The organism is Absiella sp. AM09-50 (genome assembly GCF_003433845.1).
GTDB classification, from domain to species: Bacteria; Bacillota_I; Bacilli_A; order Erysipelotrichales; family Erysipelotrichaceae; genus Hoskinsella; species Hoskinsella hominis.
Map to the genome: position 1 here is coordinate 1 of NZ_QVFI01000007.1, position 14,953 is coordinate 14,953.

Annotated in this window: 11 protein-coding genes; 1 reads left to right on the forward strand and 10 read right to left on the reverse strand. The window is 35.1% G+C overall.

Features of this window, described 5'->3' with window-relative positions:
- Positions 1-425 precede the first annotated feature (425 nt).
- Complete coding sequence (locus DW114_RS07955; protein ID WP_117453251.1) at positions 426-968, reverse strand: NADH peroxidase; 543 nt, start codon at positions 966-968, stop codon at positions 426-428.
- A gap of 159 nt (positions 969-1,127) precedes the next feature.
- Between DW114_RS07955 and DW114_RS07960 the strand changes: the two genes are divergently transcribed.
- Positions 1,128-2,603 carry an alpha-amylase gene (locus DW114_RS07960; RefSeq protein WP_117453252.1) on the forward strand — a complete coding sequence of 492 codons (1,476 nt, stop codon included), beginning with the start codon at positions 1,128-1,130 and terminating at the stop codon, positions 2,601-2,603.
- On the opposite strand, the gene DW114_RS07965 is transcribed toward DW114_RS07960, so the two are convergent.
- The 9 genes from DW114_RS07965 to DW114_RS08005 all read right to left on the reverse strand — a co-directional run bounded on the left by DW114_RS07965 (position 2,551) and on the right by DW114_RS08005 (position 14,891).
- Positions 2,551-3,318 carry a YwaF family protein gene (locus DW114_RS07965; protein ID WP_117453253.1) on the reverse strand — a complete coding sequence of 256 codons (768 nt, stop codon included), beginning with the start codon at positions 3,316-3,318 and terminating at the stop codon, positions 2,551-2,553. The genes DW114_RS07960 and DW114_RS07965 overlap by 53 nt on opposite strands.
- 67 nt (positions 3,319-3,385) lie before the next feature.
- A complete protein-coding gene (locus DW114_RS07970; protein WP_117453254.1) occupies positions 3,386-4,756 on the reverse strand; it encodes an MATE family efflux transporter in 1,371 nt (456 codons plus the stop codon).
- A gap of 45 nt (positions 4,757-4,801) precedes the next feature.
- Positions 4,802-5,359 (reverse strand): DUF1836 domain-containing protein, encoded by a 558-nt coding sequence (locus DW114_RS07975; protein ID WP_117453255.1) that lies wholly within the window; start codon positions 5,357-5,359, stop codon positions 4,802-4,804.
- 92 nt (positions 5,360-5,451) lie between these two features.
- Positions 5,452-6,132 (reverse strand): ECF transporter S component, encoded by a 681-nt coding sequence (locus tag DW114_RS07980; protein WP_117453256.1) that lies wholly within the window; start codon positions 6,130-6,132, stop codon positions 5,452-5,454.
- Positions 6,133-6,408: 276 nt separating this feature from the next.
- A complete protein-coding gene (locus tag DW114_RS07985; RefSeq protein ID WP_117453257.1) occupies positions 6,409-7,260 on the reverse strand; it encodes a hypothetical protein in 852 nt (283 codons plus the stop codon).
- 25 nt (positions 7,261-7,285) lie between these two features.
- Positions 7,286-8,251 carry a P1 family peptidase gene (locus tag DW114_RS07990; protein WP_117453258.1) on the reverse strand — a complete coding sequence of 322 codons (966 nt, stop codon included), beginning with the start codon at positions 8,249-8,251 and terminating at the stop codon, positions 7,286-7,288.
- Between the two features lie 131 nt (positions 8,252-8,382).
- Positions 8,383-11,850, reverse strand: a complete 3,468-nt coding sequence (locus DW114_RS07995; protein WP_117453259.1) for an MBG domain-containing protein — start codon at positions 11,848-11,850, stop codon at positions 8,383-8,385.
- A 271-nt stretch (positions 11,851-12,121) separates the two neighbouring features.
- Positions 12,122-14,206 (reverse strand): elongation factor G, encoded by a 2,085-nt coding sequence (gene fusA, locus DW114_RS08000; RefSeq protein WP_117453260.1) that lies wholly within the window; start codon positions 14,204-14,206, stop codon positions 12,122-12,124.
- 13 nt (positions 14,207-14,219) lie between these two features.
- On the reverse strand, positions 14,220-14,891 hold the full coding sequence (locus DW114_RS08005) for an ankyrin repeat domain-containing protein (protein ID WP_117453261.1): 672 nt from the start codon (positions 14,889-14,891) through the stop codon (positions 14,220-14,222).
- Positions 14,892-14,953: the final 62 nt, after the last annotated feature.

Consider the following 14,953-nt stretch of genomic DNA (forward strand, 5'->3'; position numbering starts at 1 on the left):
ATTGTAATCTCTGTTACGGCAACATTCAAGCCTTTGGTATTTGATAGAGTTCAGTTCATAAGAGAATATATTGAGCCATTTGTTTTAGAATAACAAATTCCAGTTTGTAGAAGAACTTAATAAAAGGGTAATCAAGAGGTTGTTAAACAAGGACTGTTTAGCAACCTCTTTTTCTATGGTTTAAGTTGTGATACTTGTAAATGGTTTGTTTCACAAACTTTTTGTGCCAAAAAGCAAGCCATTGACAAGTGTGGAGGCTGTTACTTTCCCCCACATTTTATGGTGTGGGGAAGTATAAAAAACAAAGGTATAAAAAATCATTTACCCACACTTTTCCACAACCACTTAAATAAAAAATAAGGTGTGTGAGAAAATTCCCACACACCCCAAAGTGCTTAAAAGTATTGATTTTACAAGGTTTCTGATTAGCCGAAGTATCTCTTTAACAGACCCTCAAATGCTTTACCATGACGAGCTTCATCACGAGCCATTTCATGAACTGTATCGTGAATTGCATCTAAGTTTAATGCTTTCGCACGTTTTGCAAGATCAAATTTACCAGCTGTTGCGCCATTTTCAGCATCTACTCTCATTTCCAAATTCTTCTTTGTTGAATCTGTGATTACTTCACCTAACAATTCTGCGAATTTAGCTGCATGTTCTGCTTCTTCATAAGCTGCTTTTTCATAATATAATCCGATTTCTGGATATCCTTCACGATGAGCAACACGTGCCATTGCAAGATACATACCAACTTCACTGCATTCACCTTCAAAGTTCATACGTAAATCATTGATAATATCTTCTGGTGCACCTTTTGCAACACCAACAACATGTTCAGCAGCCCAGCTCATTTCACCTTCTTGTTTTGTGAATTTTTCTGCTGGTGCCTTACAAATTGGACAGAATTCAGGAGCTGCATCTCCTTCGTATACATAACCACATACTTGACAAACAAATTTAGCCATTTAGATTTCCTCCTTCTAACTTTTACAATAACATTGTAACGCAAATGTGATAAAAAGAAAATCCATTTGCTCATAAAAATGTAAAAAATTTTTTTATCTTATATTTCACATTTTTCTCTAACAAAACTATGTTACCATAATAACATATGAGGTGATGTTATGACTAAGACAAATGGTGTAATTTTACAATATTTTGAATGGTATCTACCTAATCAGCCCCATCTTTGGAAGCTGTTAAAACAGGATGCAAAACATCTAGCTGATATTGGCATTACAGCAGTATGGATTCCCCCTGCATATAAAGGAGCTGCTGGTAATCAGGATGTTGGATATGGGGTATATGATCTATATGATTTAGGAGAATTTCCACAAAAAGGGAGTATTGAAACAAAATATGGCACAAAAGAAGAACTGTTAGATGCAATCAATGCCTTGCATATGTATGATATCGATGTGTATGCGGATATTGTATTTGATCATAAAATGGGGGCTGATGCGACAGAACAGATTTTAGCTGTATCTGTAGATCCTAGAGATCGTGAAGAAATAACCAGTAATGAAGAAACCATTGAAGCATGGACCAAGTTTACATTCCCTGGCAGAAATGGCAAGTATTCTGATTATATCTGGAACTGGGATGATTTTGATGGAATCGATTATGATCAGGCAACAAAAGAAAATCGTATCTTCCGCTTTTATGGCAAGGATTGGGATCAACAGGTAGATGGTGAATATCAAAATTATGATTATCTGATGGGCGCAGATATTGATTTTCAAAATCCGGATGTTATACAGGAATTAAATCGATGGGGTTCATGGTTTGTGGATACAACCAAAATCGATGGTTTTCGAATGGATGCAGTGAAACATATTCATTTTGGTTTTTATAAAAACTGGCTGGAAAAGCTACGTAAAGATACTGGCAAAGAATTATTTTCTGTTGGTGAATATTGGAGTGGGGATATTAATAAATTGATCCATTATATGCAAGTAGATGATTATATGATGTCTTTATTTGATGTTCCGCTACATTATCATTTCTATGATGCCAGTAGAAGCAATGGCCATTATGATATGTCCAAATTATTAGATGGTACACTTGTTTCTTATGATGAATTTAAAGCAGTTACCTTTGTGGATAATCATGATACACAAATTGGACAATCCCTTGAATCATGGGTATTAGATTGGTTTAAGCCGATGGCATATGCAATGATTTTATTGCGCCAGCAAGGATATCCTTGTATTTTTTATGGAGATTATTATGGTATCCCTCATAATCAAATTTCTGGACTTCGTGATACTTTAGATATCCTTTTATATCTTAGAAAAAACCTTGCTTATGGTATCCAGCATGATTATTTTGATGATCCTCATGTAGTTGGATTCACAAGAAGTGGGGATGCCAAGCATACTGGTGGACTTGCTGTTTTATTAAGTGATCAAATGGGAGGACAAAAAAAGATGTGCATCGATACGACGTATGCACATGTATGTTATCGTGATTGTCTACATCCAGAAAAGGATAGTGTAATTCTTGATGAAAACGGCTGTGGAAACTTCCTTGTGGATAGTGGAAGTCTTAGTATTTATATTCCTGATACGGATGGTTTTTTCGATAAAAAACCTGTCTAAGTAAAAATACCACAACCACCTGGATAATTGATAAAACGATTAAAACCACTGGTAAGAAAAATACGATGCCTGTCATTTGATATACACTGGCAATAAAAGAAATCTTTGGTGGTATTCCCACAAACATATATTGCGTATTATACATGACATTTACAATAAAGGCTATTGTGAACATACAAGACAGTATCACAAAGTTTTTCTTCATATGTTCATAGCTTAAAAGCGTTTCATCTTTTAGCTGTATCAAAGAAAACAAGATAAAAGCGCCATGCAACATATAGAAATTGATGGTACGATAAGAGAATACTGGATATAATCCACTAATATTCGCTGGATAAATCATTGCGACACCACCTGCAATCAAACCAACCACTGCACTGAAAAAGCGTAAGCTTTCCTTTTGTGTAAATACACAGAAGGCATTCATATAAACACATAGACTGCATAATTCTAAAGGCAGAATTTCTAACAGTACATGATCATGACATTTCCATAACAGCCATGCAGTATAGAGCGCTTCTTCTATTAAGAAATAGATTGCCATTTTAACCTGAAAACGTCTTTGTGCTATGGTATTTAATTTACCATAATAGCGATACAGTTTCATAATCAAAAACAAACTGATTGCCAGAAATACAATATGTATCAGGGAGAATGCCTCAAAAGGCAGCTGCATTCCCTGTATGTCTTTATAAAAAGTAAAAAAATCTTTCATTTTTCATCACCAAAAAAAAGTTTACCACAATCTTGTCTGTTTGGGTAAACTTTTTTCTTATGAATCCTTAATTTTCTACTGTGATATGTTTTGGAATCAGGAAATCAGGCTTTTTTATATTATGGATAAACCATGTAAATAGTACACTGCCTTTTCCTATAGAACTGATGGTGATTGCCCACCAGATCCCATTTAAACCAAATAAATCACTTAATACCATTGCCATTGGGATCCTTGCGGATGTTAATGTAATGCTGACAATAGAAGGCGGCATTGTTTTTCCAAGACCGCTGAATGCTCCTGCAGTCGTAATTTCCATACACATAAATAACTGGGAGAAGCCTAAAATCCGTAGATAATCCACACCTAATGGTAAAACATCTTGTTCATGAATAAATATCTGAAAGATAACTTGAGGACATAAAATCAATACCAGTGTACAGAATACTCCCCATGCCAACATTACAATCATAGAAATACGATAACCTTCTTTTACTCGTTTTGGATTTTTCGCGCCATAATTCTGCGCCACAAAACTGTTTAATGCGGCAGCATATCCTTCTGCGCTCATCCATGAAATGGATTCTATCTGTGATCCAACCTTTTGTACTGCGACAGCACTATCTCCCCATCCGGCAATCAAACGTGCAATCACCATGGATATGGTAGAAAACAACATACTTTGTAAAGCTGATGGAAGACCAATACGAAAGATTTCTTTCATATATAAAGGATGTGGTTTATGCAAGATATGTACCTCATGAAATAAAATCTGATCTTTTCTTATAGCAAGAATAAATAGCAACATTACCAGAAACTGTGCAATGATCGTCGCAAGTCCTGCGCCAAATACGCCCATAGCTGGTATAAAGCCAAATCCAAAGATGAATAATGGATCTAATACAATGTTTAAAAGCAATCCTGTTGTGGTTGCGATAAATGAAGTTTTACTATTTCCCATCGCTGTTAATATACCGGTAAATATCTGATTCATAAATGAAAAAATCACAAAACCACAGGTAATCATCAAATAATATTTTGCATCATGTATGACATCAGCACTGTTTAATTTAAAAAATCCTATCATTGGATCCGCAAAAATAACGGATAATATTCCAAATATAAGCGCAAACACGATTCCCATTTGAATAGAGCTTTGCGCATACCATGCGGCTTCTTTTTTCGCATCAGCACCCAGTGCATGGGCAACCTTGATTTGTCCTCCCATTTTCGCTAAGGTCGCAAGTCCATTTGATAACCACATAAACATACCAGCGGCACCAACAGACGCAACAGCAGCACTGCCAATCGCACCAATCCAGATCATATCAATCAAATTATATGCCATTTGTATGAAACTGGTTGCCATAATTGGCAAAGCCAGTTTACTTAATACGGGCAGAATCGGCCCATTCAATAAATTTAACTGCTTTCTCATAATGACTCCTTTTCCCATAAAAAAGCCTGTATCTTTACGACAAGGCTATTTTGTTTCCTCTTGTTCTTCCTGATAGGAATTCTGTAATCGTACCATCTTCTCTGCGACAAGTTTACATGCAAAGGAGATAGTCACAAACTTCATGGCACTATTGCGTAATTCCATACTATCTAATTGAAAAGCGCCTTCTCCGTTTTTCAATTGATTCGCAATCGTTGACAGGCTGCTTTCCAATTCTTCACAAAACATATTGTAAGCTTCTTTTAATCCACTGATATTGGACTGATATTCAATGCCTTCTTTTACTTTTGTGATTGTCAATACCTGTTTTAACACTGTAATTGCGATTAAATATGCCATATGCATACGATTATACCGTTTTTTTTCTGCTTTTGGAACCAGTTTCTGTTTCACATAATTATTAATCATTGCACTGGTTAATACATTTTCTTTGCCATCAGATAAAATGTATAGATATCCTTCGATCAGTGTAATGACCTGATCCATATATAAATCAAAGTTTGGCAGTTCTTCCCAACGTGGCAAATGAAATTCCATCAGAGAATCACTCCAGCTCATCAAATCTTTTTTTAGCTGTGTCATAGATTATCACTCTTTCTTCCTTATTAAGTATACCTGTATTTTAGGAAAAAGAAAAGGTGAAACTGCCTGCACTTGTTTCACCTGATATATTTTTAAGCAATGTTTTCGTTTAGTGTTTCCTTAACATTGACTGCTTCTTTTTTCTTTGTTTTTTGAAATTTTCTGACAAATGGTTCTAATGCCTTACAAACTGCCACACTGACTACAGAGCCAATCACCGCTTCAAACAGACCGTTTGTTGTGACAACTGTCATGATCGCACCAACCAAAGCATCAAAGCTGATTCCAATTGCCTGTGCATATGGCTGACCAAAGAACACATAAATACCACCCATAACTAGAATCGTATTTGTCATAGCACCAACAAGTGCTGATATGATCACACTGATGTGTTTGTTGCAGTTTTTATCCGTTAATGTTTCATATGTCCATCCTGCCATAAATCCTAACAGAATTCTTGGAACAAATGCGATAACCAAGCTTGTCCAGTTACCTGATACACCACCAATACTATAGAATGGTGTAAATATGAAAGATGTTAAACCAGGACGGAAAGTCGCATTTAAGAAGCTACATAATCCAAATACAAATCCCATCTGTGCACCTGCTTTTTTACCAAGTGTAATACCCGCGATAATAACTGGAATATGCATAAGTGTCGGGTTCAATGGTGGAATTGGAATAAATCCAAGTGGTGTAAATACCAAGACAGCTTCAATGGCTAAGAACATTGCCATAAAAGCAAGACGTTTTGTTTTTTCTGCGTTTTTCATGTTTTCTCCTCCTACTTTCGTTCCTTTAGGATACGATGTATTATCAAGGTGTCAAAGGGCATTGTCCCATTTCATTAATGTGCAAGCATCACTATGAAATATCTTCTATATGTTCCTTCAACGTTTTTATTATAGAGAAATTGGTAAACTTTTACAATATAAAATTTCAATGTAACCGTTATCACTTGTGATTTTTTTATCTTTTATCCGCTATTGCCTAATTTTCATACGAAAAAAGATGTCAAATCTTTTGATTGGCATCTTTTATTCTTGTATCTATTTACTTAATTTATCAATTACCTCTTGAAATTCGCCAAAATAGATATATCCAGATAAAGGATAAATTTGTGAAGTATATGTTTGGTAATAACAAACATAGGTAATGGTTTTCCATGGTTCTTTTCCATCCAGAATCAGTTCATCTGTTTGTGTATCATAGGTTGCTTCCATCTTTGTATCATCATAAACCAAATCCTTCATATCAAATGTTTTCATGTCTTCCCCTATATTTGAGAATGTAAATCCACCACGATTGGTATCAAAACTGCTTTTTTCCCTTATCGCTTTATAATTAGAGGCATAATTCACATTTAAATCTTTAGAAAATGCTTCTACATGAACCTGTATATCACAATCTAAATTCTTTACAGTACCATCCTTCATCGTTAATTGTACACGATCTGATATTACGTCATCTAACGCATTGAAAGATATCACCAAATCTCCCTGAATTTTACCATCAAGTTCATTATTTGTTTTTGCTTTTCCAGGCGCAGTATCTATCTTTTTTATGTTGTATAGATTTGCAGTAGCGGATATTTCATGATCTGATGTTATGATACCTACAGATGTAATCTGATTTTGAAAGTTCTTTATATCTTCTTCGCTATCTGATAGCACCTGTACGATAAATGATATTTTCTTTTCTTCGGGATCAAAGATTCCTTCTGTCCCATTGGACAATGTGGAAATCATCTCTTTACCAGGATCACCAACGTAATAAAATGCTGATGGAAAAAAACGCACATTTTCCTTTTGAAATATATCTGTTTTTGCCTGACAGGCCACTAGTAAAAAGCTGAAACACAATACGAATAATTTATAACCACTTTTCACATGATACTTCATAAAACTTCACCCCCGGTTCCTATCCTTATGAATGGATATCTTTATACGCTTTTAATCCATATGCGCTATCCGCTGCCTTTACTGCACGATTAATTGCTTTTGCCATCACTTCAGTTGCTAAAATACCAATGGCATCCGGCATCGCTTCTACTTCACCTGTGCTTAATACAAAAATCGTATCTCCATCACTCATCGTATGTACAGGATGAATCGCTCTAGCATATCCATTATGCGCAATTCCCGCAATCTTTGTACATTGTGCTTTATCTAATTTCGCATTTGTGACAATACAGCCAATCGTTGTATTTCCCTGTGCCAATGCTGCCATCTGTTCAATCTGTGCAATCACGGCATCCTTTGCGTCAATGATTGTATTCGTAGCCGCATCATAAATACCAGCTAATTGTTCATTTGTTTCATAATCCACTACATTTCCACAAGCATTTACTGCCACAACAGCCGCAACCTGAATGCCACCGGTTTCCATACCACTCATACCAATACCACTTTTCATCGCTTTATCAAAACCAAGTACTTTTCCTACACTGGCACCAGTTCCTGCACCATGGTTGCCTTCTTCAAACAGATTTTGTTCACTGTTTAAACATGCCTGATATCCCATTGTTTTATCTGGTCTTACCTTAGGGTCACCTACAGATAAATCAAATAATGAAGCACCACAAACGATTGGAACATGTGCAACTTGCATATCAAATCCACAATCATGTTCTTCCAAGTATTGCATAGCACCACTTGCGGCATCAAGGCCAAAAGCACTACCACCACTCAACATAACGGCATGAATTTGTTGTACCATATTGATTGGATTTAATAAATCGGTTTCTCTTGTGGCTGGTCCACCACCTCGTACATCTACACCAGCTGTGGCACCTTCTTTACAAATGATGACGGTACAACCAGTTCCTGCATTCTCATCTTCAGCTTGTCCAATTTGTATACCTTTGATATCTGTAACTTTGATTTCTTTCATATTATCGCCTCTTTGTCTTTCCTTACTTTTATTGTAAAACAAACATCTGTAAATAGCTATCTTATTTTCTACTTATTCTGATATCTTTGAAAAAGGTTTTCACACCATAGTTGATATGAAAACCTTTTATGTTATTTTTTAATTGCCTTTTTTCTTTTGTCCAATACAGCTAACGCCGCAAGAGATACCATTCCCATCATTGTGAATAACCCTGCTTTTGTATGATCTCCAGTTTGTACAGTAGTTACTGTATTGTCTTTCTTCACCATTTGTTGCGTTGCTTCTTGTTTAACTTCTTCTTTTTCAGGTACTTCTACATTACCATGAATAATGGTAGTAATTTCTTTAACTTTAATTTCAAATGCAATAGGTTCACTTACCAATCCATTATAATTATCGTTATCCATTACAATCGCCTTTACATACCAGGTACCTTTTTGTGTTGGTTGTGTATTGGTGTAAATACCATATTTTTCTTTGCTGTATACATAATGTACATCTCCATAAGCAGCTTTCGCATATGGTGCATTAGGTGTCTGTCCCTTATACCATCCCTTTATTTCTAAAGGCGTTATCCATGCATTCTTCGCTTTTTCCACATGTACAATAACATCCACATCTACAGAATTATAATTTTTTGTATCTGCTGGGGTATATAATGCTTTTAATGTATAATCTCCTATATGATCAAATGTAACAGGTTCTTGTGTCCATGTAAATCCTTCTGGTAAGGCAACATCATTTGATGTTTGTTGATAGCTTGTAAATAATTGTGGAGAATTTATAATAGGTGTAGCTTTATGAATGGTAAAAGATGCAACAGCACTTAATTCCACATATCGATCATCTTCTACGCTTGCTTTTACATACCATGTACCTGCATTTGTTGGAACATCTGTTGTGAAAGTTCCTGTTTCACTATCGCTATATGTAAATGTAACATCTCCATATAAAGCTTCCCCTTGAGGTTCTTTAGGTGTATCCCCATAAGTCCAATCAGATATTGTCAATGGCGTTTTCCAAGCATTATTCAATACAAATCTCAAAGTAACATCCAATTTTATGCCATTTTTATAACTGATTGTATATGTAATATCTGTGCCTCGTTTGATATCTTTTAAGATCATGCCATCTAAAGTAGCACCTTTTAGATTACTGATTTCTACATCTTTTCCATATAATTCTTTTAAATCATATGTGTCTGTATCTTCAAGAACAATTGTATTTGCCTTTTGATTTTTACCCATAAAATTTCTCACGGAAGCATCTTGTGCGAATTGTATATCATATAGATGATTCTTTCCACAATTTAATAGCTTCAGTTTTGCGTTATGTGTTAAGTCTAATGTTGAAAGATCATTGCTTTCACAATCTAATTTTATTAATTCAGGATTTTGTTGAACATCCAGTTTTATTAGTTTATTACCTGATACTTCTAAATATTTTAATTTTTTATTATTCTCCACATTTAATTCAGTAAAATTATTATTATTCGCAAATAGATTTACTAAATATAAATTTTGTGTGATATCCAAAGTATCCATAAAACAATCATGAATGGTTAGACTTTGCAAGTTTTTATTTTGTGATACATCAATTGATCTGATTTTTGTATTAGCTAATTGCAGGTCAATTAATTTTAGATTTTTTGTTACATCAAGGGTTGATATATCCGTTCCTGTAACACATAAATTAAATAAAGTAGGATTATGTGAAACATCAATACTTGTTAATTTCGTTTTTGAACAATCTAATGTATCCAATTTTGGATTTTTTGTCACATCCAAAGAAGTGATTCCAGTATTTTTTAGTCTTAATGTACTTAATTTATCACATCCAGTCACATTTACACTTTTTAGATTAGGAACATTATTCGCAGTAACTATTTGCAAAGACTTTATCTTGCTGACATCCATAGTTGTGATGTTTGTGTTATCACAATGCAAATTAACAAGGTATGTAAAGTTTTCAAGTCCTGTTAAATCTTTTATGTTTTTATTACCTGAAAGATCAATAGTCGTAGCTTTGCTTAGTTCAGAATACTCTAATCTGCCATCTTTATTTGTATCATACTTCGTTTTTATAAATTCCCTTAAGGCTACATCTGGGAAAGTTAATTCATCACAATAAATTTCTGGAAAAACAACAAAAGTCATTGCTGATTTCTTACTAATTTCATATTTGATATAATAGGCTTTATTTAGCTTAAGACCTTTTAAAATACTACCTTCAAATTGTGCATCTTCTATAAGATGATTGTTACCATCTTCAATACTGATAATTTTATCAGGATCAAAATTTGGATTCAATTTACTAAAGTCATAGCCATCCTTCACATGTGCATCCTTTAAATCAATATATTGATAATTATGACTCATATAGACAACATCTTTTGCTTCATCCGCTAATTTTAAATCAATCAAATGATTTTCGTTACAGTCTAAAAGCTTTAAATCTTTTTGATTGGTTAAATCTAAATAAGAAAACTGATTACGGGCACAACTTAATAATTGTAATTTCGTCAGATTTGTTAAATCTAAATTTGTTAATTCATTGTAACCACAATATAAATTTATTAATTCCTTTGAATTATGAACATCAAGCGATGTCAATTGGTTGCCTAAACAATTAAAATCTTTCAAATTCAAACAGTTTTCCACATTCACATGAGAACATAAGTTATTTTGAATATATGCAGTTTCAAGCTTCGTATTATTTGATAAATCTAAACCATCTAATGGTGTGTCAGCACGATTAGATTTATGTATATCCAAATATGTTAATTCCGTTAACATACTGACATCTAATGATGTTAATTTGACATTAGATCCAATAAGGTTTTTCAAGTTTGTATTATGCGATAAATCAATAGAAGTGATGTTTGTTTCACTGAAATTAAATAATTCAAGCTGCGTTAATGCACTTAAATCAATATCAGCGATTTTGGTTTTCTCAAGATTTACAATTTTTAATGCTTTATTTTGACTTAAATCAATGGAAGCGATAGGATTCTCGTTCAAAAGTAATAATTGTAAATTCGTATTCTTTGAGAGGTCAATATTTTCAATATCATGATGGGTAAGATACAAATTTTCTAATGCTGTTAAATACTCAATACCTTTTACACTTTGAATCCTATCATCGTCTAATGAAAGATACTGATTCACATCAAGACTTCTAATATTTGCGTTTTCCTGATCTGAAATATAGCCATTATTATTAATATCATATACTTTTTTCACAACCCGACGGAAAATTTCATCCGGGAAGTGTTGTTCATCTATTGGAACCCCTTTTTGTACATTTGTTTCAGCGATAGCTTCAGGTATAATGGTTTCCTGAAGAGTAGTTTCTGGTGTTTCTTCTTTGACAACTTGTGAATCTGTATTTTCATTTGTCGTAACACTTTCTGTTGTGTTTTCCACATCTAGTGTTTCTTGATTAGTTGTTACGTCGTAGATGTTTGTTTGATCCGTTGTGATTTCAGGGTTTTGTTCTTGTGCATAAACAATCGGACTTACCGATTGGAAAGCCGCAGTTACCCCCATAACAGCAGCCATTGTTGCTGCTGTTTTATTGGTTCTTTTTTTCTTTTTCATTCTTAAATCTTCTCTCCTCCTGTTGAGATTGTAGTCTTGTATAATTGTAAGACTACTTTTACGAAAAAAAGCATAGAATACAGAAGTAGCCAGCTTCTTCATTCTATGAGAGTGTATTCATAAAACTCAACATGACTGTATTGTAGTAAAAACAAACATCTATGTCAAGGTATATTTTCATTTTATTTCATTTTGTTACAATTATCTTACATCCGTCATATGACAGGCATAAAATAAAGGTAGAAATCATGATGGTTTCTACCTTATTTGTTTATTCTTCTTCCTCTTTTTTCGCATCCGCAATGATACGGTCTACTAGGTTGCTTGGTACTGGATCATAGCGGTCAAATTCCTGCGTATAAGTTCCTCTACCCTGTGTCATAGCACGTAATTCTAATGGGTAACGCATAACTTCCGCAAGTGGTACCTGCGCTTTGATTTCCTGATATCCATCAACCATATCCATACCCATGATGGCACCACGGCGTTTATTGAAATCACCAATGATTGTACCAGTGAATTCATCTGGTACACGTACAGTAACATTCACGATTGGTTCTAGCATGATTGGATTTGCCTGTTCCATACCTGCTTTAAATGCAAGACGGGCAGCCAGTTTAAATGCCATTTCACTGGAGTCTACATCGTGATATTTACCATCTAATAAAGTGGCTTTGATATTTACAACTTTATAGCCGGCAAGTGGTCCATGATGCATACATTCACGAAGTCCTGTTTCTACGGCTGGGAAGTATTGGCGAGGCACAGCACCACCAAATACTTTTTCTTCAAATACCATTTCTTCTTCATCTGGATTTGGTTCAAATTCTACAAATACATGACCGAACTGACCATGTCCACCAGATTGTTTCTTATGACGACCTTCACCAACGACTTTTTTACGAATGGTTTCATGGTATGGTACTTTTGGAGTTTCCAAGCGTACTTCCACTTTATATTTGTTGCGCAGTTTTGCCAAAATGACTTCTATATGCTGATCTCCGATACCATACAATATGCTTTGTTTGGTTTCTGGATTATTTTCCAAGCGAAGTGTTGGATCTTCCTCTACCATACGAGCTAGTGCATTACTCATCTTGTCCTCATCATTTTTAGATTTAGGGAATACAGCCATGCCATACATTGGTGTAGAGAATTTGATAGGATCTGCCACAAATGCTTTTCCTTTTTCACAAAGCGTATCATTTGTTTGTGTATATTGCAGTTTTACAACAGCACCGATATCTCCTGTAAACAACTTACCAACAGCAGTTTGGTGTTTTCCTTTAACGATAAAGATTGTTGAGATTTTTTCCATTTTATCCTTATTAGTGTTATAAACGTTAGAATCAGAACTTAATACACCAGATAATACTTTGATATAAGAGATACGTCCAACGAATGGATCGACAATAGTCTTAAATACCTGTGCACAAAGTGTTTCTTTTTCATTTGTTTCTAACATCACTTCTTCATTGGTATTGGCATCTTTGACGATGATACTTCCAGCTTCTCCATATGTTGGGAAGTATTTTACAATCAGATCCATCAAACGCTCAATACCAACGCTGTGTGTTGCGCTGCCTGAGAATACTGGACGGATTTCCCCATTACGTACGCCAAGACGTACCCCACGGGTTAATTCAGCTTCTGAGAATTCTTCTCCACTGAAGTATTTTTCCATTAATTCATCATCGCTCATTGCGATTGCTTCGGCAATCTGGTTTTTGTATTCCGCAACCATTGCTTCCATATCTTCTGGTACAGCCTGCGCTTTTTCAGGATCTGCCAAAGGTCCTTCAAAATACCATGCTTTATCTCTTAAGATATTGACAGAACCGATTGTTCTGCCATTTTCCATAATTGGTACTTCAAATGGAATAACAGCTTTACCAAAAGTATCACGTAATTCGTTATATGCTTTATCAAAAGATGTGTTTTCTTCATCCAGTTTATTCACAAAGAAGATTGTAGGCAGTTTTTTTGCCTGCGCACCTTCCCATGCTTTGATTGTTCCAGGCTGTACAGCATTTTTTGCGTCTACGACGATCAATGCGCTGTCGCCAACAGATAATCCTGCTTCACTGCCTCGGATAAAATCCATGTATCCCGGTGTATCGATAAAGTTGATTTTACAATCCTTCCATTCAATTGGCACAAGACTTGCATAAACGGAAATACCTCTGCGGATTTCTTCTGGATCATAGTCGATCAAAGAACTTCCTTCACTGGTTTTACCAAAACGATCACTTGCTTTTGTGAAGTACAGCATACTTTCCATAACTGCTGTTTTACCAACGCCACTGTGTCCTAAGACAACAACGTTTCTGACTTCATGTGATAAATAATCTCTCATATGGCTGCCCTCCTCACTTTAGAATTGGCTTCAACTGAGCCAGGCAGTCTTCACGTACATAGTGAATTGCTTTGTGACCTTCTTTATCAATCAGATCTTTATCAGCTCCATTTGCTAATAAGTCTTCTACTAATCCTACATAGCCACCATATGCAGCACGCATAAGGGCAGTACATCCATTATTATCGCAGATATTGACATCAGCACCACGTGTAATCAGTAAGCGGATGACTTCTTTCTTAAATGCAACACATGCTTCCATTAAAGCAGTTCTACCTACTTCATCCTGTGCATTAATATCTGCACCAGCATCAAGCAATACTTCTACACAACGATCGTGTCCTAAGAAGGCTGCACGCATTAAAGCAGTTCTGCCACGGTCATCTTTCATATTTACATCAGCACCTGCTTCGATTAATTTTTTACAGATTGTCTTATTGCCTTTTTTGGCAGCACCCATAATTGCTGTCTTGCCTTTATTATCTTCCACATTTACATCAGCACCATTGTCTAACAGCACACGAACGATATCCTTGTAATCACGTTTAGCTGCACGCATCAATGCCGTTCTTCCATCACCGTTCTGATAGTTGATATCTGCGCCTTTCTTAATTTCTGCACAGACTGTTGCAAAATCACCGTTTGCACAAGCATCCCAAAAAGCTTTGTTAAATTTCTGATCCATGATAAGTTCCTCCTTTTATCTGTGATGAATCAAAAGAAAAAAATAGACGTGAATTAGCGCAA